The sequence below is a fragment of the uncultured Pseudokineococcus sp. genome (assembly GCF_947495735.1).
Classification (GTDB): domain Bacteria; phylum Actinomycetota; class Actinomycetes; order Actinomycetales; family Quadrisphaeraceae; genus Pseudokineococcus.
Genome location: NZ_CANMAA010000004.1, coordinates 68,627 through 92,784, shown reverse-complemented (window position 1 = coordinate 92,784; position 24,158 = coordinate 68,627). Strand labels below are relative to the sequence as shown.

Sequence of the window (24,158 nt, the reverse complement as noted above, 5' to 3'; positions counted from 1 at the left end):
GTAAGGTGCGTCACATGCGTCGCGCGAAGATCGTCTGCACACTCGGCCCCGCCGTCTCCTCCCCCGAGCAGCTGCGGGAGCTGGTCGACGCGGGCATGGACGTCGCCCGCTTCAACCTCAGCCACGGCTCGCACGCCGAGCACGAGGAGCGGTACCACGACGTCCGCCGGGCCGCCGAGGAGGCGGGGCGCGCCGTCGCCGTCCTCGTGGACCTCCAGGGCCCGAAGATCCGCCTGGGCCGCTTCGCCTCCGGCCCCCAGGCCCTCGCCGTCGGTGACGTGTTCACCATCACCACCGAGGACGTCCCCGGGGACGCCCGCGAGGTCTCCACCACCCACAAGGGCCTGCCCGGTGACGTCGCGCCCGGTGACCGGGTCCTGGTCGACGACGGCAAGGTCACGCTGCTCGTCACCGCCGTGGAGGGTCCCCGCGTCACCACGCAGGTGGAGGTGCCCGGGGTCGTCTCGGACAACAAGGGGCTCAACCTGCCGGGCGTGGCCGTGGGCGTGCCCGCCATGTCGGAGAAGGACATCGACGACCTGCGCTGGGGCCTGCGCGTGGGCGCCGACCTCATCGCGCTCTCGTTCGTCCGCGACGCCTCGGACGTCGTGGACGTCCACCGGATCATGGACGAGGAGGGCATCCGTCTCCCCGTCATCGCCAAGGTCGAGAAGCCGCAGGCCGTCGACAACCTCGAGGCGGTCGTGGACGCCTTCGACGGCGTCATGGTGGCGCGCGGTGACCTCGGCGTGGAGCTGCCGCTGGAGCAGGTGCCGCTCGTCCAGAAGCGCGCCGTCGACCTCTGCCGCCGCGCGGCCAAGCCGGTCATCGTGGCCACGCAGGTCCTCGAGTCGATGATCTCGGCGCCGCGGCCGACGCGCGCCGAGGCGTCCGACTGCGCCAACGCGGTGCTCGACGGCGCCGACGCGATCATGCTGTCCGGCGAGACCAGCGTCGGGCAGTACCCGTTCGACGCCGTCCGGACGATGGCGCGCATCATCGAGAGCACCGAGGAGCACGGCCTCGACCGGATCAGCCCCCTCGGCACGAACCCGCACACCCGGGGCGGCGCCATCACCCGCGCCGCGCTGGACGTCGGGGTCAACCTGGGCGCGAAGCACCTCGTCGTCTTCACCACCACCGGCGACTCGGCGCGGCGGATGTCGCGCCTGCGCTCGGAGATCCCGCTCATCGTCTTCACGCCCGAGCCCGCCGTGCGCGCCCAGCTCGCGCTGACCTGGGGCGTGAAGACCTTCCTCATGCCCTACGTCACCCACACCGACGAGATGGTCCTCGCCATGGACGAGGTGCTCCTCGACAGCGGCGTGGCCACCGAGGGCGAGCTCGTCGTGGTCGTCGCCGGGGCGCCCCCGGGCATCCCGGGCTCCACGAACGCCCTGCGGGCCCACCGCATGGGCGACGCCGTCCACGGCGTCACCCAGGCCTACCGCGAGACCCGCCGCGACTCGACCGCCCGCCAGCTCGGCGCCCCGAACGCCGGCTGAGACCGGCGCCGGCAGGCGCTCTCCGACACTCCGTCCCACCCGGTCACCGACGTGACCGGGTGGGACGCCTGCGTGGAGGGTCGACGCACCGGCGAGCGCTGGACAGGTGAGCCGGACCGGCCGGGTGCGGGGTCCTCCCGGGGCGCGTGAGGCCCGACGAGGAGCACGGGCGGCAGCCCGTCGAGTCGTCGGAGCCAGGGCCCCAGCGGGATGCGGCACCCGGACCCGAGCCGAGCCGGTCGTGGGGCGTCCCGGTGGACGACCGCCGGTCGGGCGGACGGCTCACCCGCCGACGAGGTGCCCCGGGTGGGACTCGAACCCACACTGCGTGGATTTTGAGGCCACTTCCTCTGCCGGTTGGGATACCGGGGCGAGCCGCGCGGTGGCCGTCCGCGGTGCGCGGTGCGGTCGTGCGGCGGGCCGGGCGTCGGCGCCCGGATGCGCGGATAGGCTAGCCGACGTGACCGAGCAGCCCCCCAGCACCGAGGCCAGCACCGACGGGACCGACGAGGACGCCGCCGTCCCGCAGGGCCCGCGCCGCCGCGTCGTCGTCGCCGAGGACGAGGCGATCATCCGCCTCGACGTCGTCGAGACGCTGACCGAGGCGGGCTTCGACGTCGTCGGCGAGGCGGGCGACGGCGAGAGCGCCGTCCGCATCGTCGAGGAGATGACGCCGGACCTGGTGGTCATGGACGTCAAGATGCCCGTCCTGGACGGCATCTCGGCCGCCGAGCGGATCGGTCGCACCGGTCGGTCGGCGGTCGTGCTGCTGACGGCGTTCTCGCAGAAGGAGCTCGTGGACCGGGCTCGGGACGCGGGCGCCATGGCGTACGTCGTCAAGCCGTTCACGTCGGCCGACCTGCTGCCAGCCGTGGAGATCGCGCTCAGCCGGCACGCGGAGCTCCGCGCCCTCGAGGACGAGGTCTCCGACCTGACCGAGCGGTTCGAGACGCGCAAGCGGGTCGAGCGGGCGAAGGGCCTGCTGATGCAGCAGATGGGCCTGTCGGAGCCGGAGGCCTTCCGGTGGATCCAGAAGACGTCGATGGACCGCCGGCTGACGATGCGCGAGGTCGCCGACGTGGTGCTGGAGCAGGTGGGCGGCAAGCGCTGACGGCGGGCCCGCGAGGGCGCTCGCCCGGCGACCGACGCCGACCCGGTCACGAACCGGCAACGGCCGTCTCCGGTTCGGCGGGGGAGGGCCTGCGGGCCCCTGCGGTGGACTAGCGTCCGGGCACCCACTGGACCTCGGCGGACGCGTCCGCCGGGACGAAGGAGAGCCCTGCATGAAGCGAACCACCCTGGCCCGGCGCTCCGTCGCAGTCGCCGGCATCTCGGTCCTGGCGCTCGCCGGGTGCGGCGACAGCGGCAGCTCGGACGGCGGCAGCGCGGGCGGCGGCTCCGACCCCGCCAGCACCGCCGGCTCGACGTCGGAGAGCTCGTCGGCCTCCGCGCAGGAGTGCGAGCCCGAGACCCCGACCGAGGCGGAGGGCGACGGCGTCCTCACCATCGGCTCCGTGCTGCCGCAGACGGGCAACCTCGCCTTCCTCGGCCCGCCCGAGTTCGCCGCCGTGCAGCTCGCGGTGAACGAGATCAACGAGAACGGCGGGTACAACGGCCAGGACGTCGTCTACCTCGAGGGCGACTCGGGCGACACGAACACCGACATCGCCTCCTCGACGGTCCAGCGGCTGCTGTCGGCGGACGTGGACACGATCGTCGGTGCGGCGTCCTCGGGCGTCTCCTTCACGATCCTCGACGCCATCACGGGCGCCGGCGTTGTCCAGATCTCCCCGGCGAACACCGCCCCGGACTTCACGTGCGCCTCGGACTCCGGGCTGTACTTCCGCACCGCGCCCTCCGACGTGCTCCAGGGCCGGGTGATGGGCGACCTGGTCGTCGGCGACGGCTACGTCGACATCGGCGTGATGGCGATCGACGACCCCTACGGCACCGGCCTCGCGGCCAACGTGCGGGGGGCGGTCGAGGCGGGCGGCGGCAGCATCGCCGGCGGCGACCCGATCATCTACAACCCGCAGGCGCCGAACTACAGCGCCGAGGTGGCGCAGCTCGCCGAGACGAACCCCGAGGCGATCGTCCTCATCGGCTTCGACGAGTCGCTGCGGGTCATCCCCGAGCTGATCTCCCAGGGCATCGGGCCGAGCGAGGTGCCGCTCTACCTGGTCGACGGCAACCTGGCCAACTACAGCGGCGACGGCCTCGAGCCGGGCGCGCTGCTGAACACCAAGGGCACGCTCCCGGGAGCGGCGGCCACGGGCGACTTCCGCGAGCGGCTCCTGGAGGTCGACCCCGCGCTCGACCAGTTCAGCTACGCGCCCGAGTCCTACGACGCCGTCATCATGACCGCGCTGGCCGCGGTGGCCGCGGGCGACGACAGCGGGGCCAGCATCGCCTCGCAGCTGCCCGCCGTCAGCCGCGACGGCACCGCGTGCTCGGCCTACGTCGAGTGCCTGGAGCTGCTGGAGGCCGGGGAGGACATCGACTACCAGGGCGTCTCCGGCCCGGTCGAGTTCTCCGACCTGGGTGACCCGACGCAGGCCACCATCGGCATCTACTCCTACGTCGAGGACAACAGCTACGAGAACGAGTCGTACGTGGAGGGCTCGCTCGACTGAGCCGCCCACCGCTCGAGCGCCCGAGCCCCGGTCCCCCTCGCGGGGGCCGGGGCTCCGGCGCGTCCGGCCGGTGGAGGGATCGCCCGGCGCTCTGACCGGGCGGGAGCCGTGACGGGCGTCCGCCGCACCGGGACGCCCGCGCACCAGGGCACCGCTGGACGGGGACGCCCTGCACGAGGACGCCCCGCACGAGGACGCCCGGCCCCTCGAGGAGGAGCCGGGCGTCGCGGGGTCCGGCGGCCGCCGGGGGAGCGTCAGGAGGTCGCCAGGGTCCCGAGGTAGAGCTGGATGACCTTGGGGTCCTCCGCGAGCTCGCGGCCGGAGCCGCTGTAGGCGTTGCGGCCCTGGTCGAGCACGTAGCCGCGGTCGCAGATCTGCAGGCAGCGCCGGGCGTTCTGCTCGACCATGACGACGGACACGCCGGTGCGGTTGATCTGCCGCGTCCGGATGAAGACCTCGTCCTGCAGGGCGGGGGACAGGCCCGCGGAGGGCTCGTCGAGCAGCAGCACCTGCGGCTCCATCATCAGCGCGCGCCCCATCGCCACCATCTGGCGCTCACCGCCGGACAGCGACCCGGCGCGCTGGTTGCGGCGCTTGCCCAGGGTCGGGAACAGGTCGACCACGGCGTCGAAGCGCTCGGGGAAGCGCTTGGGGGCCTGGTAGATGCCCATCTGGAGGTTCTCGGCGATGGTGAGCGAGGGGAAGACGTTGTTCGACTGCGGCACGAAGCCGACCCCCCGGCGCACGAGCTTGTCGGCCCCGAGCCCGGTGATGTCCGCGTCCCCGAGGCGCACGCTGCCGGACCGGATCTTCACGAGGCCGAACATCGCCTTGAGCAGGGTCGACTTCCCGGCCCCGTTGGGGCCGATGATGGCGACGAGCTCACCGGGGCGGACGTGCAGGTCGCACCCGTTGAGGATGTCCACCCCGGGCAGGTAGCCGGCGACCAGCTCGTCGGCCCGGAGCACCGCCCCCTCCGCGGCGGCGAGGTGCTCGCTGCGGTCCTGCGTCGTCGTCTCGCGCGCGCTCATCGTCCGACCTCCCGGTCGTGCTCCCGCTCGAGCTCCGCCTCGGCGGCGGCGAGCTGCTCCTCCTCGCCCTCCTCGGTGAGCGGGGCGTCGTGGTGGCCCCCGAGGTAGGCGTCGATGACCGCCGGGTCCGCCATGACGGCGTCGGGCGGTCCCTCCGCGACGACCGCGCCCTGGGCCATGACGACGACCCAGTCGGAGATGTCGCGGACCATGTCCATGTCGTGCTCGACGAACATGACCGTCATGCCCTGCTCCCGCAGGTCCTTGACGTGCTCGAGCAGGGACTGCGTCAGCGCCGGGTTCACCCCGGCCATCGGCTCGTCCAGCATCACCAGGCGCGGCTCGGTCATGAGGGCGCGGGCCATCTCGAGGAGCTTGCGCTGCCCCCCGGACAGGCTCCCCGCGAAGTCCTCGCGCTTGGCGTCGAGCTTGAAGCGGCGCAGCAGCTCGTCGGCCCGCCGGGTGTTCGACTCCTCCTGGCCGCGCCACAGCCAGCCGAACATGGCGGAGGCGAGGCGCTCCCCGACCTGGCCGGTGGCCCCCAGGCGCATGTTCTCGATCACCGTCAGGCGCGAGAGGGCCTTGGTGAGCTGGAAGGTGCGGACCATCCCGCGTCGCGCGACGCGGTGGGCGGGGACGCGCGCGAGGCTGCGCCCCTCGAAGGTCCACGTGCCCTCGTCCGGGCGGTCGAAGCCGGTGAGCAGGTTGAAGAACGTGGTCTTGCCGGCGCCGTTGGGACCGATGAGCGCCGTGATGGCCCCGCGCTGGATCTCCACGTGGGCGACGTCGACGGCGGTCAGCCCGCCGAAGCGCCGGACCACGCCGTCCGCGACGAGGACAGGGTCGGGCTTGGGGGCGCCCGGCACGCGCGGGACGTCGCGCAGCGCCGCCCGCGCGGCCAGCGCGCGCGGGCCGGGGGCGGGCGCCGGGGTCGCGCCGTCGGCCCCGTCGAGGCGCTCCGGGGGCGCGGGGGCGGGGTGGCTCCCGCCACCGCCCGGGGACGCGCCCCCCGGCGTCGTGGTGGGCCTGGTCTCGTCAGCGGGCATCGATGGCCAGCTCCCTGCGGTCGCCGAAGATGCCTTGCGGCCTGAAGATCATGAGCAGCATGAGCGCGAGGCCCACGAGCATGAAGCGCACCTGCCCCACCTGGGTCGAGTCCATGACGGCGCTGGGGATGAAGCCGGCGCCGACCGCCTGGATGAGGACGTTCTCGATGAGGACGAGGGCCACCCAGAAGACGGCGGCGCCGACCACCGGCCCGAGCACCCTCGCCGCTCCGCCCAGGAGCAGGACGGTGTAGATGAAGAACGTCAGCTCGGTGCCGTAGAGGTCCGGCTGCACCGAGGCGCGGCCGATGCCGAAGACGAAGCCGGCGAGCGCGCCGATGACGCCGCCGATCACCAGCGCCTGCATCTTGTAGGCGTAGACGTTCTTGCCGAGGCTGCGCACCGCGTCCTCGTCCTCCCGGATGCCCTTGAGCACCCGGCCCCACGGGCTGCGCATGAGGAGGAAGACGACGGTGCAGCACAGCGCGATGAGGACCCACCCGACGAGGAGGATCCACGCCAGCCGGGCGCTGAAGACCCACGGCCCGAAGCCGTAGGACCGCCCCTGCTCGAGGGGGCTCAGGGCGTAGAAGCCCTCCGCGAAGCCCGAGAGCCCGCTGGACCCGCCGGTCTGCTCGCGCAGCGTGGCGCTGCGCACGGTCAGGCGGACGATCTCCGCGGCCGCGATGGTGGCGATGGCCAGGTAGTCGGCGCGCAGGCGCAGCGTGGGGATGCCGAGCAGGACGGCGAGCAGGACGGCGCCGAGCAGGCCGACGACGACGCCGAGCCAGAAGGGCAGCCCCAGCACGGTGACCGTGATGGCCAGGCCGTAGGCGCCGACGGCCACGAAGGCGGCCTGGCCGAAGTTGAGCAGCCCGGCGTAGCCGAACTGGACGTTGAGGCCGATGGCGGCGAGGGCGTAGATCACCGTCTCCAGGCCGATGGCCGACCGCGCGGCGTTGCTGAGGATCGAGGACCAGTCCACGGGGTGTGCTCCGCTCAGCCGATGCGCGAGGCGCGCCCGAGGATGCCCTGCGGTCGCACGAGGAGGACGAGGATCAGGACGAGGAGCGCGCCGACGTTGCGGAGCTCGGTCGGGACGATGATCGTGCTCACCTCGAGGAAGACGCCGATGACGAGCGCGCCGACCATGGCGCCGAAGGCCGTGCCGAGCCCGCCGAGGGTCACCGCGGCGAACACGAGCAGCAGGATCTGGAAGCCCATCTGGTACTGGACCTGCTGGGCGAGCCCGAGCAGGACCCCGGACAGCGCCGCGAGGGCGGCTCCGGCGACCCACACGACGAGGATCACGCGGTTCACGTCGATGCCCGAGGCGGCGGCGAGGGCGGGGTTGTCCGACACCGCGCGGGTGGCCTTGCCGAGGCGGGTGCGGACCAGCACCAGGCCGACGACCACCAGCACCACCGCGGCGATCACCATGCTGATGAGGTCGATCGGGCGGAGCGTGAAGAGCCCGAGGTCCAGGCCCCGCTGGCCCTGGTACTCGGCGTAGGTCTGCGTCGAGCCGCCGAAGAGGTACAGGAAGAAGTAGCGCAGGAGCAGGGCGAGCCCGATCGAGACGATCATCATCGCGACGAGCCCGGTGCCCCGCCGTCGCAGCGGTCTCCACAGCAGCCTGTCGTTGGCGTAGCCGGCGGCCGCGCCGGCGACCACGGCGAGCGGCGCCGCCAGGAGGAACGGGATCCCCGCTCCCACGTTGAGGAAGTACGTCGCGATGGCGCCGAACGTGATGAGCTCGCCGTGGGCGAAGTTGGTCAGCCCCGTCGTGCCGAAGACGAGCGACAGGCCGATCGCGGCGAGCGCGATGATGAGGCCGTAGCGCAGCCCGTTGGCCACCAGCTGGGCGACCTGGCCCGCGCTGACGCCGCCGGCGGCGGCCTGCTCGGCGCCCTCCTCGGCGACCTGGAAGACGTAGTTGTTGGCGCTCCCGGCCGTGACGTCGCGCTGGACGGGGTTCTGCCGGGGGACGAGCCCCGCCGCCGGCCCCTCGAGGGTGTCGACGTCCAGCTGCACCTCGTAGGAGCCGGCCCCCGGGACGACCAGCTCGGCGACCCCGTCGTCGCCGGTGGTCCCGGTGACCGGGTCGGCGCCGGCGCCGGTCGCGGTGACGGCGGCGCCCGGGACGTCCTCGCCCTCGGAGGTGCGCACCCGGACCCGGAGGGTCTCGCCCTCGACGTCGGTGGGCGCCGTGGCCGCGGGGCCCGGGGTGGCCGTCGCGGCGGCGGCCCGGCCGGCGCCGTCGGGCAGGGCGGGGGCGAGGACGAGCAGGAGCGCGAGCGCCACGAGGGCGAGCAGCGCCCGGGGGGCGGCGAGCGTCGGCAACACGGTCTCCCTACGGCAGGACGGCGCGCGGCGCCGCAGCGGCGGCCGGCCCGGGACGAGCGGGCGTACTCAACCACGCGGACGCGCGCACCGGGGGTCGCCCCGCCGAACGCGTCACCCGGCGTCGTGAGGCGGCTCCCGGGCCCCGTCCCGAGCAGCCGCCCGGACCCGAGGCCCTCGGTCGGGTGAGCGGGCACGACCGGGAGACCCCGACCGGGGACGGCCGCACTACGCTGCGCGCGGCCGGAGGCGACGACGACGAGGTGGGCGCGTGAGCAGGTCGAGGGTCGTGGTGCGCGTGGCCGGTCCGTCGGACGTCGCCCGCGTGGCCGCCGTGGTGGCGGCCGTCCGCGCGCCCGGTCGGCCGGGGCGCAGCGGTGCCCCGCGGGCCGCGGCGCTGCCCGGCGCCGCGGTGGCGGCCGACGTGCTGGTCCTGGCGGACCCCGTCGACGTCGAGCCCGTCGAGCTCGTGGCCGACGGGCTGGTGGCCGACGGGGCGCCCTCTCCCGTGGTGGCCGAGGACGTCATCGCGGAGGCGCTGCGCCGGCCGGACGTCGTCGTCCTGCTCGCCGAGGCCGCGGAGCGCGCGGTGGGCGTCCTCGTCCTGCGGCGCGGCGAGGTCCTGCCGCTGTCGGACCTGCCGGCGGCGCACGTCGACCAGCTGGCCGTCGCACCGGCCGAGCGGCGTCGCGGTGTCGGGCGCGCGCTCCTGGCGGCCGCCGCGCGCGCCGCGGAGGCGGACGGGGTCGAGCGCATCGTCGTGTCGGCGCCGCCCGGGGCGCGCGAGGCCCAGCGCTTCCTCGCGCGGCTGGGCTTCGCCCCGCTCGTCGTCCAGCGCTGCGCGTCGGTGCCCGCGCTCCGGAGGTCGCTGCGCCTGCAGGCGACCAGGCGCCTCGAGGCCCGGGACGACGACGCCTCGCGCCGCGACGCCGTCGAGCGGCTCCTCAGCCGCCGGCGCCGCGAGCGCGGGCTGACCGGGACCGCCTGACCGCACCGCCCTGGCGACCCCGGTCCTGCCCCCCGGCCCTGCACCCCCGGCCCTGCGCCGCCGAGGACGCCGGGGCCGCAGCCCGGGTCAGTCCCGGGGGAGGGGGACGAGCTGGCAGGTCAGCCGCGCCGTGCACACGCGGCGGCCGTCGTCGTCGGCCAGGACGACCTCGACGCTGACGACCCGGCGCCCGACGTGCAGCGGTCGCCCGGTCGCCGTCACCCAGGTCGAGCGCGCGGGGGAGACCGCGCGGTGGTGCGTGGCGCTGAGGTCGACGCCGACCGCCGCGAGACCGGGGCCGGCGGCCAGGGAGGCGAGCACGGACCCGACCGTCTCGGCCAGGGCTGCGGAGGCGCCCCCGTGCAGCAACCCCATGGGCTGGGTGTTGCCCGCCACCGGCATGCGCGCCACCAGCACGTCGGGCGCCACGGACACGAACTCGGTCCCGGTGCGCTCGGCCAGCGTCCCCGCGCACCAGGCCGTCGCCGCGCGCGCCGCCGCGGCGGGGTCGCGGGAGGCGAGCGCGAGCAGCGCCCGCGCGTCGCCGGTCGCGGCCCCCGGCCCGAGCGCGGGGTCCTGCGGGACGGGGGCGCTGTCGGTCACGGCGCCTAGTCTGGCGCGCGTGAGCGACAGCGCCCTCCTCCGCCCCGACGCCGCCGCCGACGACTCGCTCGTGGCGCCCCCGCTGGAGGCCGCCGCGGACTCCCCCCGGGCGCCCGGCAGCGGGGGGCCCCGCCCCAAGCTGCTGCTGGTGGACGGCCACTCCATGGCCTACCGCGCCTTCTTCGCCCTGCCGGTGGAGAACTTCTCCACCACCACGGGCCAGGTGACGAACGCGGTCTACGGCTTCACCTCGATGCTGATCAACGTGCTGCGCGACGAGGCGCCGACCCACGTCGCCGTGGCCTTCGACGTCTCGCGCGAGACGTTCCGGGCGGCCGAGTACGCGGAGTACAAGGCGGGCCGGGCGAAGACGCCCGTCGAGTTCTCCGGGCAGGTCGGCCTCGTCAAGGAGGTCCTCGCCGCGCTGCGCGTCCCCGTGGTGGAGAAGGAGGGCTTCGAGGCCGACGACGTCATCGCGACGCTGGCCACCCAGGCGCGCGCCCAGGGCTTCGAGGTGGCCATCTCGACGGGGGACCGCGACGCGCTCCAGCTCGTCGACGAGGCGACCACGGTCCTGTACCCCCGCAAGGGCGTCTCCGACCTCGTGCGGATGACGCCGGACGTCGTGGAGGAGAAGTACGGGGTGCGCCCGCACCGCTACCCCGACCTCGCGGCGCTCGTGGGGGAGACGAGCGACAACCTGCCGGGCGTCCCCGGCGTCGGCCCGAAGACGGCGGCCAAGTGGCTGGCGGCGCACGACGGGCTCGACGGCGTCGTGGGGAACGTGGACCGCATCACGGGCAAGGCCGGCCAGTCCCTGCGCGACCACCTCGACCAGGTGCTGCGCAACCGGCGGCTGAACCAGCTGGTGGCCGACCTCGACCTGCCCGTCGTCGTCGACGACCTCGTGGTCGCGGCGTGGGACCGCGAGGAGGTGCACCGCGTCTTCGACTCCCTGGAGTTCCGGGTCCTGCGCGAGCGCCTGTTCGCCACGCTGACCGTCCCCGAGGCCGAGGCCGAGGCGGAGGCCGAGGGCGGGTTCGAGGTCGACGTCGCGCGCCCCCGCGGCGCGGAGGTGGCCTCCTGGCTGCGGGCCCGGGGCGACGACCTCGTCGGCCTCCACGTGCTCGGTCGCTGGGGCGCCGGGGCGGGCCTCGCGACGGCGGTCGCGCTGGCCGCGGCGGACGGCGCCGGCGCCTGGCTGCCGCTGGTGGCCGAGGAGGGCGGCGAGGAGGCCCTGGACGACGAGGGGCGCGCCGCGCTGGGCGCCTGGCTGGCCGACCCGGACCGCCCCAAGGTCCTGCACGACGCCAAGGGCCCCCTGCAGGCCCTCGCCGGAGCGGGCCTGCCCCTGGCCGGCCTGGTGGACGACACCGCGCTGGCGGCGTACCTGTCCCGGCCCGACCAGCGCTCCTACGACCTGGCCGACCTGTCGGTGCGCCACCTGCACCGCGAGCTCCGCGCCGAGGAGCCCGAGGCGCCCGCGGCCGAGGACCAGCTCTCCCTCGACGTCGGCCCCGAGGGCGGTGCCCCCGACCCGGCGCCGCTGGCGGCCGTCCGCGCGTCGGCCGTCGTCGAGCTGTCGTCCGTCCTCGCGGCCGAGCTGGCCGAGCGGGGCGGCACCGCGCTGCTGGACGAGCTCGAGCTGCCGCTCGTCGGCGTCCTCGCCCGCATGGAGGCGCGGGGGGTGGCGGCCGACCGGGCGCACCTGGAGGCGCTGGAGCAGCAGTTCGCCGCCGCGGTGGAGGAGCAGGCCGAGGCGGCCTACGCCGTCATCGACCGGAGGGTGAACCTGGGCTCGCCCAAGCAGCTCCAGGAGGTCCTCTTCGACCAGCTGGGGATGCCCAAGACCAAGCGCATCAAGACGGGGTACACCACCGACGCCGAGGCGCTGGCGGACCTGCTCGTCAAGACCGACGGCCAGCCCGGCAGCGGCTTCCTCGTGCACCTGCTGGCGCACCGCGACGTCAGCCGGCTGCGCCAGACGGTCGAGGGCCTGCTCAAGACGGTGGCGCCGGACGGGCGCATCCACACCACCTACCAGCAGACCATCGCCGCCACGGGCCGGCTCTCCTCCACGGACCCGAACCTGCAGAACATCCCCATCCGCACCGAGGAGGGCCGCCGCATCCGGCAGGCCTTCGTGGTCGGCGAGGGCTACGAGAGCCTGCTGACGGCCGACTACAGCCAGATCGAGATGCGGATCATGGCGCACCTGTCGGGCGACGAGGGCCTGGTGGAGGCCTTCCGCTCCGGGGAGGACCTGCACTCCTTCGTGGGCAGCCGCGTCTTCGAGGTGGAGCCGGCGGAGGTCACGCCGGCGATGCGCAGCAAGATCAAGGCGATGTCGTACGGGCTGGCCTACGGACTGTCCGCCTTCGGCCTCTCCCGCCAGCTGCGCATCGGGGTCGACGAGGCCCGCGGGCTCATGGACGACTACTTCGAGCGCTTCGGCGGGGTGCGCGACTACCTGCGCGGCGTCGTGGACGAGGCGCGCACCACGGGGTACACCGAGACGATCCTCGGCCGCCGCCGCTACCTGCCCGACCTCACCAGCGACAACCGGCAGCGCCGCGAGATGGCCGAGCGGATGGCCCTCAACGCGCCCATCCAGGGCTCGGCGGCCGACGTCATCAAGGTGGCGATGCTCGGGGTGGAGCACGCGCTCGCCGAGCAGGGCCTGCGCTCGCGGATGCTCCTCCAGGTCCACGACGAGCTCGTCCTCGAGGTGGCCCCGGGGGAGCGCGAGCAGCTCGAGGCGCTGGTGCGCGCCCAGATGGGCGGCGCCGCCGAGCTGAGCGTCCCCCTCGACGTCTCCGTCGGCGTCGGGACGTCCTGGCACGAGGCCGGGCACTGAGCCCCGCGCGGCGTCCCCCCGGCTCCCGGGGCGCCGCGCGTCAGGCGGGCAGGTCGCAGACGAAGACCGCCGTGCCGGGCAGCAGCCGGCCGCGCAGGGGGCTCCAGCCGCCCCAGACGACGTCCCGGCCGGCGGGCCAGCGCGGCTCGACGAGGTCGACGAGGTCGAAGCCCGCGGCGACGACCTCGCGCACCCGCTGGCCGAGCGTCCGGTGGTGCTCGGCGTAGAGCACCTCGCCGTCCTCGCCGGTCTCCGCGTAGGGCGTGGTGTCGAAGTAGGAGCTCGTCGCCGTCAGCCCCGCCTCGCCGGGGTCGTCGGGGAACGCCCAGCGCACCGGGTGGGTGAGGCTGAACACCCACCGCCCGCCGGGGCGCAGCACGCGGGCCACCTCGGCGTGCACGCGCTCGGGCTCCGCGGTGAACGGCAGGGCGCCGTACGCCGACGCCGCGACGTCGACGGAGCGGTCCGCGAGCGGGATGCGGCCGGCGTCGGCCTGCACGAGGGGCAGGTCCGGGTCGGCGCGGCGGCCCTGCGCGAGCATCCCCGCCGACAGGTCCAGCCCGACGACCTCAGCCCCCGCGTCGACCAGCCACCGGCTGCCCTGGGCCGCGCCGCAGCCGACCTCGAGGACGCGCCGGCCGCGGACGTCGCCGAGCAGGCGGGCGTCGGCCTCGCGCAGCCCCTCCGGGCCCCAGACCAGCTCGCGGTCGCCCAGGTGGTCGGCGTGCTCGGCGAGGTAGCCCGGCGCCGCCTCGTCCCACCAGCCGCGGTTCGCGCGCACGGTGGCCCCCGGGTCGACGTCGCGGTAGCCGGCCGCCGCCAGGGCGCTGCGGGGTGCGGGCTGTCCTGCTGCGGAGGGGGAGTCGGCCACGCGGGCATGGTCGCGCACGTCCGCACCCGCTGCGGGCCGCGGCTCCCTTTGACCCCCCGGAACGGGCCCGCGTAGGCTTGACGTGCGCGCGTCCTGCGCGCGGCACCGCCCTCTCGCCACGGCCCCGGCTCGTCCCGGGCGCGCGGCACCGAGGTGGCGGACCGCGCGGAGGTCGGCGCACCACCTGTCCACGAGGTGGCGCCGCACGTCGCGGTGCCGCCGCGAAGCCCCCGCCCGCATCGGAGCCCAACGACTTCATGTCCATCACCACCGAGCGCACCGCGCCTCAGGTCGCCATCAACGACATCGGCACGGCCGAGGACTTCCTCGCCGCGATCGACGCGACCATCAAGTACTTCAACGACGGCGACATCGTCTCCGGGACGATCGTCAAGGTCGACCGCGACGAGGTGCTCCTCGACATCGGCTACAAGACCGAGGGCGTCATCCCCTCGCGCGAGCTGTCGATCAAGCACGACGTCGACCCCAACGAGGTCGTCGGCGTCGGTGACGAGGTCGAGGCCCTGGTCCTCCAGAAGGAGGACAAGGAGGGCCGGCTGATCCTGTCCAAGAAGCGCGCCCAGTACGAGCGCGCCTGGGGCACGATCGAGCGCATCAAGGAGGAGGAGGGTGTCGTCACCGGCACCGTCATCGAGGTCGTCAAGGGCGGCCTCATCCTCGACATCGGCCTGCGCGGCTTCCTGCCGGCCTCCCTCGTCGAGATGCGCCGCGTGCGCGACCTGCAGCCGTACGTCGGCCAGGAGCTCGAGGCGAAGATCATCGAGCTGGACAAGAACCGCAACAACGTCGTCCTCTCGCGCCGCGCGTGGCTCGAGGAGACCCAGTCGGCGGTGCGCCACAACTTCCTGCAGACCCTGCAGAAGGGCCAGGTCCGCTCGGGCGTCGTCTCCTCGATCGTCAACTTCGGCGCGTTCGTCGACCTGGGCGGCGTGGACGGGCTCGTGCACGTCTCCGAGCTGTCCTGGAAGCACATCGACCACCCCTCCGAGGTCGTCGAGGTGGGCCAGCAGGTCACGGTCGAGGTCCTCGACGTCGACATGGACCGCGAGCGGGTCTCGCTGTCGCTGAAGGCGACGCAGGAGGACCCGTGGCAGCAGTTCGCCCGCACGCACGCCATCGGGCAGGTCGTGCCGGGCAAGGTCACCAAGCTCGTCCCCTTCGGTGCGTTCGTGCGCGTCGAGGAGGGCATCGAGGGCCTGGTCCACATCTCCGAGCTGGCCGTGCGCCACGTCGAGGTGCCGGAGCAGATCGTCGGCGTCGGTGACGAGATCTTCGTCAAGGTCATCGACATCGACCTCGAGCGCCGCCGCATCTCGCTGTCGCTGAAGCAGGCGAACGAGGGCCTCGACCCGACCAGCGACGAGTTCGACCCGTCGCTGTACGGCATGGCGCAGGAGTACGACGAGGCGGGGAACTACAAGTACCCCGAGGGCTTCGACCCCGAGACCAACGAGTGGCTCGAGGGCTTCGAGACCCAGCGCGAGGAGTGGGAGCGGCAGTACGCCGAGGCCCAGGCGCGCTGGGAGGCGCACAAGCGCCAGGTCGTCTCGGCCAGCGAGGCCGAGGCCGAGGCCGTCACCGCGGGCGACGCCCCGGCGACGTCCTACTCCTCGGGCGGCCCGTCCACGTCGAGCTCCTCCGACCGCGGCGGCGACCGCGGCGGCGACCGCGGCGGGCGCGACGACGACGAGCAGGACGACCGCGGCTCCTCGGCGCCGTCCTCCGCCCCGTCCTCGGGCGGCGGCGAGGGCACGCTGGCCTCGGACGAGGCGCTCGCGGCCCTGCGCGAGAAGCTCACCGGCGCCGGCAGCTGATCTCCGGCTGACGCACCACCAGCACGACCCGCGGGGGTCCGGCGCCACGGCGCCGGGCCCCCGCGGCGCGTCCGGGGCCGGCGCTCCCCGGTCCGCACGCCCGGTCTGCGCGCCCGGTCCGCGCGCCCGGTCCGCGCTCACGGGTCCGCGCGACGGGGCGCTCGCGCTCGTAGGCTCGCCGTCGTGCTGAGGGTGGGGCTGACGGGCGGGACCGGCGCGGGCAAGAGCACGGCGGCCCGCCGGCTGTCCGAGCTGGGGGCGGTCGTCGTGGACGCCGACGCGATCGCGCGCGAGGTCGTCGAGCCCGGGACCCCGGGGCTCGACGCCGTGGTCCGCGAGTTCGGCGAGCACGTGCTCACGGGGGACGGCGCGCTGGACCGGCCCGCGCTCGGAGCGGTCGTCTTCGCCGACGCGGACCGCCGCCGGGCGCTGGAGGCGATCACGCACCCGCTCGTGCGCGCACGGCGGGAGGAGCTCGTGGCCGCGGCGCCGGCGTCCGCCGTCGTCGTCGACGACATCCCGCTCCTGGTGGAGACCGGCCGGGGCGCGGAGTGGCCGCTCGTCGTGGTCGTCGACGCCCCGGTCGAGGTCCGGGTGGCGCGGCTCGTGGCCTCCCGGGGCATGGCCGAGGCGGACGCCCGCGCGCGCATCGCCTCCCAGGCCGGGGACGACGAGCGGCGGGCCGCGGCCGACGTGGTGCTGGCCAACGACGGCGGCGCGCAGGAGCTGCGCGAGGCCGTCGAGCAGCTCTGGCGCGAGCGGCTGGTGCCGTTCGAGGAGGGCCTGCGCCTCGGGCGCCGGGCGGCGCGCGACGCCCGGGCGGTGCTCGTCCCGCCCGACCCGACCTGGCCCGCGCAGGCCGAGCGGGTGCTCGCCCGGGTGCGCCGCGCGGCGGGGGAGCGCGCCCTGTCGGTGGAGCACGTCGGCTCGACGTCCGTGCCCGGGCTCCCGGCGAAGGACGTCCTGGACGTGCAGGTGGTCGTCGACGACCTGGCGACGGCGCAGCGGGTGGCGGACGACCTGCGCGAGGCGGGGCTCGTCCGGCTGCCGGGGGAGTGGGCCGACGAGCTGCCCGGCGGCGGGACCACGCCCAAGTGCTTCGCCGCGAACGCCGACCCCGAGCGGGCCGTCAACTGCCACGTGCGCCCGCGGGTGGGGCGGGCCTCGGACGTCCTCGCCCTGCGGGACCACCTGCGGGCGCACCCGGCCGAGCGCGCCGCCTACGCCGCCCTCAAGGCCCGGCTCGCGGCCGAGCCGCACGCGAGCGTCGACGAGTACGCCTCCCGCAAGGGGCCCTGGATCCGCGCCGCGCTCGAGCGCGCCCGCGCCACCGGGTAGGCCCCTCGGCGCGCCGGCCCGGGGACCGGCTCGCGACGCCGCTGTCGGTGGCGAGGCCTACCGTTGGCGGCATGAGACCGGTGACCGACCTCCAGCGACGCGTCGCCCCCTTCACGGTGGTGTCGGAGTTCTCGCCGAGCGGGGACCAGCCGACGGCCATCGCCGAGCTGGAGCAGCGGGTGCGGGCGGGGGAGAAGGACGTCGTCCTGCTCGGCGCCACCGGCACCGGCAAGTCGGCGACGACGGCGTGGATGATCGAGAAGCTGCAGCGGCCCACGCTCGTCATGGCGCCGAACAAGACCCTCGCGGCCCAGCTGGCCAACGAGTTCCGCGAGCTCCTGCCGAACAACGCGGTCGAGTACTTCGTCTCCTACTACGACTACTACCAGCCCGAGGCGTACGTCCCGCAGACGGACACCTACATCGAGAAGGACAGCTCCATCAACGACGAGGTCGAGCGCCTGCGGCACTCGGCCACGAACTCCCTGCTGACGCGCCGGGACGTCGTGGTGGTCGCGTCCGTCTCCTGCATCTACGGCCTGGGCACCCCGCAGGAGTACGTGGACCGGATGGCGCGCCTGCACGTCGGGCAGACGGTCGAGCGCGACGAGCTGCTCCGCAAGTTCGTCGGCATGCAGTACACGCGCAACGACCTGGCCTTCACGCGCGGCACCTTCCGCGCGCGCGGGGACACCGTCGAGATCATCCCGGTGTACGAGGAGCTCGCGCTGCGCATCGAGTTCTTCGGCGACGAGATCGAGTCGCTGTACACGCTGAACCCGCTGACGGGGGAGGTCGTGGCGGAGGAGCAGGAGATGTACGTCTTCCCCGCGACCCACTACGTGGCCGGGCCCGAGCGCATGGAGCGGGCCATCGGGTCCATCGAGGCCGAGCTGGCCGCCCGGCTGGCCGAGATGGAGCAGCAGGGCAAGCTCCTGGAGGCCCAGCGGCTGAGGATGAGGACCACCTACGACATCGAGATGATGCGCCAGGTCGGCTCCTGCTCGGGTATCGAGAACTACTCGCGCCACATCGACGGGCGCGAGGGCGGGACGGCCCCCAACACGCTGATCGACTACTTCCCCGAGGACTTCCTGCTCGTCCTCGACGAGAGCCACGTCACCGTGCCGCAGATCGGGGCGATGTACGAGGGAGACATGTCCCGCAAGCGCACCCTCGTCGACCACGGGTTCCGCCTGCCGAGCGCCATGGACAACCGCCCGCTGAAGTGGGAGGAGTTCCTCGAGCGCATCGGGCAGACGGTCTACCTGTCGGCCACCCCCGGCAAGTACGAGCTCGGCCGCGGGGACGGGCACGTGGAGCAGATCATCCGGCCCACCGGCCTGGTCGACCCCGAGGTCGTGGTCAAGCCGACGAAGGGCCAGATCGACGACCTGCTCGAGGAGATCCGCCGGCGCACCGAGAAGGACGAGCGGGTCCTCGTGACGACGCTCACGAAGAAGATGGCCGAGGACCTCACCGACTACCTGCTCGAGCACGGCGTCCAGGTGCGCTACCTGCACTCCGAGGTCGACACCCTGCGCCGCGTCGAGCTGCTCCGCGAGCTGCGGCAGGGCGAGTTCGACGTCCTGGTCGGCATCAACCTCCTGCGCGAGGGCCTGGACCTGCCGGAGGTGTCCCTCGTGAGCATCCTGGACGCCGACAAGGAGGGCTTCCTGCGCAGCGGCACCTCGCTCATCCAGACGATCGGGCGCGCGGCGCGCAACGTCTCCGGCCAGGTGCACATGTACGCCGACCGGATCACGCCGTCGATGGCCCAGGCCATCGACGAGACCAACCGGCGCCGGGAGACGCAGGTGGCCTACAACCGCGAGCACGGCATCACCCCCACCGCCCTGCGCAAGAAGATCCGCGACATCACCGACATGCTCGCCCGCGAGGACGCCGACACGGCCGAGCTGCTCGGCGGGGCGGGGCGCCAGCAGTCCCGCGGCAAGACGCCGGTGCCCGGCATGGCCTCGCGGGGCGGCGAGGACGGGCAGCGCCGGAACCTCGCGGCCATGCCGGCAGCCGACCTGTCCGACCTCATCCAGCAGCTCACCGACCAGATGCACGCCGCCGCCGCCGAGCTGCAGTTCGAGCTGGCGGGGCGGCTGCGCGACGAGATCGGCGACCTGAAGAAGGAGCTCCGGGGCATGCACGCCGCGACGGGCTGACGCCGCCCGGGCCGACCGCCGCGCCGGAGGGGCCAGGTTGGCGCAGCCCCGGCGCCGGCCGCATACTCCTCAACGTCGAGGAGGGGAGTATCCCTGCGCGGCGGTCTCGTCAACACGACGCTCCCGCGGTCCGCCGGGGAGCTCCGGGGCCGTCGGTCCGGGCCGCGCAGCGGTCGGGCGGGAGAGACCTCCGGTCGAGCAGCTCAGCCAACCGGAGGAACTTCATGGACGTGCCCATCTGGGTGTGGGCGGTCACCGTCGCCGGCATCATCGGGATGATCGCCTACGACTTCGTCGTGCACGTGCGCACGCCGCACAGCCCCAGCATCAAGGAAGCGGCCGTCTGGTCCTCCGTCTACATCGGGATCGCCGTCCTCTTCGGCGTCGGCGTCCTCGTGCTCACCGGGAGTACCTACGGCGGCGAGTACTTCGCCGGGTACATCACGGAGAAGAGCCTGTCGATCGACAACCTCTTCGTGTTCGTGCTGATCATGAGCGGCTTCGCGGTGCCGCGGGAGTACCAGCAGAAGGTGCTCCTCATCGGGATCGCGCTGGCGCTCGTCTTCCGCACCGTCTTCATCGCCCTCGGCACCGCCGTGATCGAGAACTTCGCCTGGGTCTTCTACATCTTCGGCGCCTTCCTCATCTACACCGCGTACGCGCAGGCCAAGGCCGGGCGCACCGACTCGCACGCCGACGACGAGTTCAAGGAGAACGTCGTCCTGCGCCTGGCCAAGCGCGTGCTCCCGACGACGGACGAGTACCACGGCGACAAGTTCACCGTGAAGCTGGACGGCAAGCGCCTCGTGACGCCCCTGCTCGTGGTGATGATCGCCATCGGCAGCGCCGACCTGCTGTTCGCCGTCGACTCGATCCCGGCCATCTTCGGGCTGACGCAGGAGCCCTACCTCGTCTTCACGGCGAACGCGTTCTCCCTGCTGGGGCTCCGCCAGCTGTACTTCCTCATCGACGGGCTGCTCGACCGCCTCGTCTACCTGCACTACGGCCTGGCCGCCATCCTCGCGTTCATCGGCGTCAAGCTCCTGCTGCACGCCCTGCACGAGAACGAGCTGCCCTTCATCAACGGGGGTGAGCACGTGCCGGTCTGGGAGATCCCCACCTGGCTGTCGCTGCTCTTCATCGTCGTGGCTCTCGGCATCACCACGGTCCTGTCCCTGCGCGAGAACAAGCGCGCGGCGGCGGAGCGGGGCGCCGAGGAGCCGGGCGCCGCGCGCCCGCAGGACGCCCCCTCGCCGACGCGCGGCCCGGTGGGTGAGGGCCAGCGCGACGGCGGGGCGCTCAGCGACCTGCCGGACGACGCGCCCAGCGGCGGCAGCACCCGTAGCGGCCGGCACTCCGGGTGAGCGTCCCGGGCTGGCTCTGGGCCGCGACGATCGTCGCGGCGGTGCTCTTCCTCACCGCCGACGTGCTGCACAGCCGCGCCCGCCCGCACGTGCCGAGCACGCGGGAGAGCGCGACGCACCTCGCGGGGTTCGTCGGCGCGGCCGTGCTCTTCGGCCTGGGGCTGTGGTGGTTCGCCGGCGGCCAGGCGGCGGGGGAGTTCTACGCCGGCTGGCTCACCGAGTACTCGCTCTCGGTCGACAACCTGTTCATCTTCCTGCTGATCTTCCGGCGCTTCGCCGTCCCGCGGGAGCTGCAGCAGAACGCGCTGCTCATCGGCATCGTGCTGGCGCTGGTCCTGCGCGCCGTCGTGATCGCCGTCGGCGCCACGCTCATCTCGGCCTTCAGCTGGGTGTTCTTCCTCTTCGGCGCCTTCCTGCTCCTCACCGCCGTGAACCTGGTGCGGGGCTCCGGCCACGATGCGGAGGAGGAGTTCACCGAGAACCGCCTCGTCGGGCTCGTGCGCCGGGTGGTGCCCGTCACGCCCGACTACCGCGGGACGACCCTCGTGGTCTCCGACGGCGGACGGCGCGCCGTCACCCCGATGCTCCTCGTGCTCGTGGCGCTCGGGACGACGGACCTGCTCTTCGCGCTCGACTCGATCCCGGCGATCTTCGGGCTCACCAGCGAGCCCTACATCGTGCTGACGGCCAACCTCTTCGCGCTGATGGGGCTGCGCCAGCTCTTCTTCCTCGTCGGCGACCTGCTGAAGAAGCTGATCTACCTCGACATCGGCCTGGCCGTCCTGCTCGCCTTCGTCGGCGTCAAGCTCATCCTCGAGGCGCTGCACGAGAACACGCTGCCGTTCCTCAACGGCGGCGAGCACGTCGAGTGGGCGCCCGAGGTGCCCATCTGGCTCTCGCTGTCGGCGATCGTCGTCATCCTCGGGACGACGGCCGCGGTGTCCCTGCTCGTGAGCGGCCGGCGGGAGCGGGCCGCCCAGCGCGGCTGACCGACGCGGTCGCCCCGGCACGAGGGGCGCCCCGGTCGCAGGGGCGTCCCTCCGACCGGGGCCCGCGCGTCACCAGCCGCGGGAGCGCCACTGCGGCACGCCGGGCCGCTCCGCGCCGAGGGTGGTCGGCTCGCCGTGGCCGGGCAGCACCTCGGTGCGGTCGGGGAGCACGGCGAGCAGCCGGGCCTCGACGTCGTCGAGCAGCTGCCGGAACCGGTCGGCGTCGCCCCCCGTGGCGCCGACGCCACCGGGGAAGAGGCTGTCACCGGTCAGCGCCAGCACCCGGCCGGACGGGTCCCGCAGCACGAGCGCCACGGAGCCGGGGGTGTGCCCGCGCAGGGCCACGACGTCCAGGCGCAGGTGCCCCACCTCGACGACGTCCCCGTGCCGCAGCAGCCGGTCCGCCGGCACCGGCAGGTCGCCCGCGTCCTCGGCGCCCACCAGCACCCGGGCGCCCGTGGCGGCGACCACCGCGGGCAGCGCCCGGTGGTGGTCCCAGTGCCCGTGCGTCGTGACGACGACGTCCAGCCGGCCGTCGCAGAGCTCCAGGAGCCGCGGGGCGTCGTCCGCGGCGTCGACGAGCAGGCGCGCGCCCGTGGCTCGGCACTCCAGCAGGTAGCAGGCGTTGTCCATCGCCGAGACCCGCGCGGTGGCCAGGCGGACCGCCTCGAGCGGCCGCACCGCCGCGTCGCCGTCGACGGGCCCGGTCACCGGGGCCCCGAGGGCGTGGCGTCGCTGAGCGCGTCCGCGGCGCGGACCAGCGCGAGGTGGCTGAGGGCCTGGGGCACGTTGCCCGCCTGGCGTCCGGCCACCGTGTCGTACTCCTCCGACAGCAGGCCGAGGTCGCTGCAGCAGGCGAGGCAGCGCTCCATCAGCGCGTTGGCGTCGTCGACGCGGCCGGTGCGCGCGTACTGCTCCACCAGCCAGAACGAGCACGCCAGGAAGGGGTGCTCGTCGCCCGCGAGGCCGTCGAGACCGGGGCCGGTGTCGTAGCGCAGCACCAGGCCGTCGCGCAGCAGGTCCTCCTCGAGGGCCCGCACGGTGCCGACCATGCGCGGGTCGTCGGCGGGCAGGAAGCCGACCTGGGGGAGCATGAGCAGGGACGCGTCCACGTGGGGGGAGCCGTAGACCTGGGTGTAGGTGCCGCGGTCCTCGTCCCAGCCCCGGGTCTCGACCTCCTCGCGCACCCGGTCCCGCAGCTGCGCCCAGCGGTCGGCCGGCCCGTCCATCCCCGCCTCGCGCACCGCGCGCACCCCGCGGTCCAAGGCCGCCCACACCATGACCCGCGAGTGCGTGAAGTGCTGCAGCTCCCCGCGCATCTCCCAGATGCCGTGGTCCTTGCGCTCCCAGTGCTCCTCGACGTAGCCGAGGAGCGCCCGCTGCAGCGGCCAGGAGAACTCGTCCTCGGGGACGCCCTCGCGCCGGGCCCGGTCGAGCGCCACCAGCACCTCGCCGAGGACGTCGGCCTGGTACTGGTCCACCGCGCCGTTGCCGGTCCGCACGGGCGAGGACCCCTCGTAGCCGGGGAGCTGCGGCTGCTCGTGCTCGGCGAGCTCGCGCTCCCCGGCGAGGCCGTACATGATCTGCACGTCGCCCGGCTCGCCGGCCACGGCCCGCAGGAGCCAGCGCCGCCAGGCCTCCGCCTCCTCGTGGTACCCGTGCGTGAGCAGCGCCTCGAGCGTGAGCGCCGCGTCGCGGAGCCAGACGTAGCGGTAGTCCCAGTTGCGCTCGCCCCCGAAGTCCTCGGGCAGCGACGTCGTCGCCGCGGCCACGATGCCGCCGGTGTCGGCGTGCGTGAGGGCGCGCAGGACCAGGAGCGAGCGGCGCACGGCGGCGGGGTGGTGGTCGCCCGGGTCCGCGCGGTCGGCCCAGTCCTGCCACCACGCCAGCGTGGCGGCGAGGCGGTCGCCGACGTCGAGGCGCTGCGGCATCTCCCGGAACGAGCGGTACCAGGTCAGGCTGACGTCGTGGCCCTCGCCCGCCGCGAGGTCCCACTCGCCCCGGTGGCGGCGGCCCGCCGCCCGCGGGATCGGCCCGCCGCGCAGCAGGAAGGCGTCCGGCCCCGCCACGGCCAGCAGCCCGTCGAGGCCGTCCGGGTCCACGACGCGGCGCACCCACGGCACGACCTTGGCGTAGTCGGGCCGCACGACGAGCTCCTGCTGCATGCGCACGACCCCCTCGACCCCCTCGACGCGTCGGACGACGTCGGCGCGCAGGTCGTTCGTGGGCATGAAGTCGACCACCCGCACCACGCCCGTCGAGGTCGTCCACGTCGTCTCCAGCACGAAGGAGTCGCCCAGGTAGCGGCGCTCGCACGTGGCGTCCTCGTCGACCGGCGCCAGGAGCCAGCGGCCGTGCTCGGCGCCGCCCAGCACGCTGCTGAAGACGGCGGGGGAGTCGAAGCGGGGCAGGCAGAGCCAGTCCACGCTCCCGTCCCGGCCCACCAGGGCGGCGCTGTGGCAGTCGCTGAGCAGGGCGTAGTCCTCGATGCGCTGGCTGGGCATGGCCGGAGGCTCCCACGGGCGCGGGGGGCCCGTCGCGCCGGCGGGAGCGCCCGGCGCAGGTGGCCGGGGCTGCT

Annotated in this window: 18 protein-coding genes and 1 tRNA gene; 10 read left to right on the top strand and 9 right to left on the bottom strand. The window is 74.3% G+C overall.

Annotated elements, in window-relative coordinates:
* Positions 1-14: 14 nt before the first annotated feature.
* A complete protein-coding gene (gene pyk / locus Q0848_RS07780; protein WP_299036525.1) occupies positions 15-1,505 on the top strand; it encodes a pyruvate kinase in 1,491 nt (496 codons plus the stop codon).
* Between the two features lie 298 nt (positions 1,506-1,803).
* Here pyk and Q0848_RS07775 read toward each other — a convergent pair.
* Positions 1,804-1,877, bottom strand: a tRNA-Leu gene (locus Q0848_RS07775).
* 88 nt (positions 1,878-1,965) lie between these two features.
* Between Q0848_RS07775 and Q0848_RS07770 the strand changes: the two genes are divergently transcribed.
* Complete coding sequence (locus tag Q0848_RS07770) at positions 1,966-2,616, top strand: ANTAR domain-containing response regulator (protein ID WP_299036524.1); 651 nt, start codon at positions 1,966-1,968, stop codon at positions 2,614-2,616.
* Between the two features lie 172 nt (positions 2,617-2,788).
* Positions 2,789-4,138 (top strand): ABC transporter substrate-binding protein, encoded by a 1,350-nt coding sequence (locus Q0848_RS07765; protein WP_299036523.1) that lies wholly within the window; start codon positions 2,789-2,791, stop codon positions 4,136-4,138.
* Between the two features lie 254 nt (positions 4,139-4,392).
* Here the strand turns inward: Q0848_RS07765 and Q0848_RS07760 are convergent, their stop codons facing one another.
* From Q0848_RS07760 to Q0848_RS07745, 4 genes are read right to left on the bottom strand one after another with little or no spacing between them, the layout of a single operon-like run.
* Positions 4,393-5,169 (bottom strand): ABC transporter ATP-binding protein, encoded by a 777-nt coding sequence (locus tag Q0848_RS07760; protein ID WP_299036522.1) that lies wholly within the window; start codon positions 5,167-5,169, stop codon positions 4,393-4,395.
* Positions 5,166-6,215, bottom strand: a complete 1,050-nt coding sequence (locus Q0848_RS07755) for an ABC transporter ATP-binding protein (RefSeq protein ID WP_299036521.1) — start codon at positions 6,213-6,215, stop codon at positions 5,166-5,168. The genes Q0848_RS07760 and Q0848_RS07755 overlap by 4 nt, the downstream gene beginning before the upstream one ends.
* Positions 6,205-7,200 carry a branched-chain amino acid ABC transporter permease gene (locus Q0848_RS07750; RefSeq protein ID WP_299036520.1) on the bottom strand — a complete coding sequence of 332 codons (996 nt, stop codon included), beginning with the start codon at positions 7,198-7,200 and terminating at the stop codon, positions 6,205-6,207. Before Q0848_RS07750 ends, Q0848_RS07755 begins: the two co-directional genes overlap by 11 nt.
* 14 nt (positions 7,201-7,214) lie before the next feature.
* Positions 7,215-8,561 (bottom strand): branched-chain amino acid ABC transporter permease, encoded by a 1,347-nt coding sequence (locus tag Q0848_RS07745; RefSeq protein ID WP_366146470.1) that lies wholly within the window; start codon positions 8,559-8,561, stop codon positions 7,215-7,217.
* 268 nt (positions 8,562-8,829) lie between these two features.
* Between Q0848_RS07745 and Q0848_RS07740 the strand changes: the two genes are divergently transcribed.
* Complete coding sequence (locus Q0848_RS07740; protein WP_299036518.1) at positions 8,830-9,546, top strand: GNAT family N-acetyltransferase; 717 nt, start codon at positions 8,830-8,832, stop codon at positions 9,544-9,546.
* 87 nt (positions 9,547-9,633) lie between these two features.
* On the opposite strand, the gene Q0848_RS07735 is transcribed toward Q0848_RS07740, so the two are convergent.
* Positions 9,634-10,149 carry a hotdog fold thioesterase gene (locus tag Q0848_RS07735; protein WP_299036517.1) on the bottom strand — a complete coding sequence of 172 codons (516 nt, stop codon included), beginning with the start codon at positions 10,147-10,149 and terminating at the stop codon, positions 9,634-9,636.
* 82 nt (positions 10,150-10,231) lie between these two features.
* Between Q0848_RS07735 and polA the strand changes: the two genes are divergently transcribed.
* A complete protein-coding gene (gene polA, locus Q0848_RS07730; RefSeq protein WP_366146485.1) occupies positions 10,232-13,006 on the top strand; it encodes a DNA polymerase I in 2,775 nt (924 codons plus the stop codon).
* Positions 13,007-13,046: 40 nt separating this feature from the next.
* Here polA and Q0848_RS07725 read toward each other — a convergent pair whose 3' ends face one another.
* Entirely contained in the window at positions 13,047-13,829 is a 783-nt protein-coding gene (locus Q0848_RS07725; protein ID WP_366146484.1) for a class I SAM-dependent methyltransferase, read from the bottom strand.
* A gap of 305 nt (positions 13,830-14,134) precedes the next feature.
* Between Q0848_RS07725 and rpsA the strand changes: the two genes are divergently transcribed.
* The 5 genes from rpsA to Q0848_RS07700 all read left to right on the top strand — a co-directional run bounded on the left by rpsA (position 14,135) and on the right by Q0848_RS07700 (position 21,580).
* Positions 14,135-15,712, top strand: coding sequence for a 30S ribosomal protein S1 (rpsA, locus tag Q0848_RS07720; RefSeq protein ID WP_299036514.1), 1,578 nt, complete (start codon positions 14,135-14,137; stop codon positions 15,710-15,712).
* A gap of 183 nt (positions 15,713-15,895) precedes the next feature.
* Positions 15,896-17,050 carry a dephospho-CoA kinase gene (gene coaE / locus Q0848_RS07715; protein WP_299036513.1) on the top strand — a complete coding sequence of 385 codons (1,155 nt, stop codon included), beginning with the start codon at positions 15,896-15,898 and terminating at the stop codon, positions 17,048-17,050.
* A 71-nt stretch (positions 17,051-17,121) separates the two neighbouring features.
* Positions 17,122-19,227 (top strand): excinuclease ABC subunit UvrB, encoded by a 2,106-nt coding sequence (uvrB, locus tag Q0848_RS07710; protein ID WP_299036512.1) that lies wholly within the window; start codon positions 17,122-17,124, stop codon positions 19,225-19,227.
* A 224-nt stretch (positions 19,228-19,451) separates the two neighbouring features.
* Positions 19,452-20,591: a TerC family protein gene (locus Q0848_RS07705; RefSeq protein ID WP_299036511.1), complete on the top strand. Its 1,140-nt coding sequence runs from the start codon at positions 19,452-19,454 to the stop codon at positions 20,589-20,591.
* Positions 20,588-21,580 (top strand): TerC/Alx family metal homeostasis membrane protein, encoded by a 993-nt coding sequence (locus Q0848_RS07700; RefSeq protein WP_299036510.1) that lies wholly within the window; start codon positions 20,588-20,590, stop codon positions 21,578-21,580. Before Q0848_RS07705 ends, Q0848_RS07700 begins: the two co-directional genes overlap by 4 nt.
* 69 nt (positions 21,581-21,649) lie before the next feature.
* On the opposite strand, the gene Q0848_RS07695 is transcribed toward Q0848_RS07700, so the two are convergent.
* The gene (locus Q0848_RS07695) at positions 21,650-22,213 is read right to left on the bottom strand and encodes an MBL fold metallo-hydrolase (protein ID WP_366146483.1); all 564 of its coding nucleotides are present in this window, start codon (positions 22,211-22,213) and stop codon (positions 21,650-21,652) included.
* Positions 22,214-22,287: 74 nt separating this feature from the next.
* The gene (locus Q0848_RS07690) at positions 22,288-24,084 is read right to left on the bottom strand and encodes a glycoside hydrolase family 15 protein (RefSeq protein ID WP_299036508.1); all 1,797 of its coding nucleotides are present in this window, start codon (positions 24,082-24,084) and stop codon (positions 22,288-22,290) included.
* Positions 24,085-24,158: the final 74 nt, after the last annotated feature.

What these genes read in the sequence shown, in the direction of transcription:
- pyk (WP_299036525.1), top strand. Translation starts at nt 15, where the DNA reads ATGCGTCGCGCGAAGATCGTCTGCACACTCGGCCCCGCCGTCTCCTCC.
- Q0848_RS07765 (WP_299036523.1), top strand. Translation starts at nt 2,789, where the DNA reads ATGAAGCGAACCACCCTGGCCCGGCGCTCCGTCGCAGTCGCCGGCATC.
- Q0848_RS07760 (WP_299036522.1), bottom strand. Translation starts at nt 5,169, where the DNA reads ATGAGCGCGCGCGAGACGACGACGCAGGACCGCAGCGAGCACCTCGCC.
- Q0848_RS07755 (WP_299036521.1), bottom strand. Translation starts at nt 6,215, where the DNA reads ATGCCCGCTGACGAGACCAGGCCCACCACGACGCCGGGGGGCGCGTCC.
- rpsA (WP_299036514.1), top strand. Translation starts at nt 14,135, where the DNA reads ATGTCCATCACCACCGAGCGCACCGCGCCTCAGGTCGCCATCAACGAC.
- uvrB (WP_299036512.1), top strand. Translation starts at nt 17,122, where the DNA reads ATGAGACCGGTGACCGACCTCCAGCGACGCGTCGCCCCCTTCACGGTG.
- Q0848_RS07705 (WP_299036511.1), top strand. Translation starts at nt 19,452, where the DNA reads ATGGACGTGCCCATCTGGGTGTGGGCGGTCACCGTCGCCGGCATCATC.
- Q0848_RS07695 (WP_366146483.1), bottom strand. Translation starts at nt 22,213, where the DNA reads ATGGACAACGCCTGCTACCTGCTGGAGTGCCGAGCCACGGGCGCGCGC.
- Q0848_RS07690 (WP_299036508.1), bottom strand. Translation starts at nt 24,084, where the DNA reads ATGCCCAGCCAGCGCATCGAGGACTACGCCCTGCTCAGCGACTGCCAC.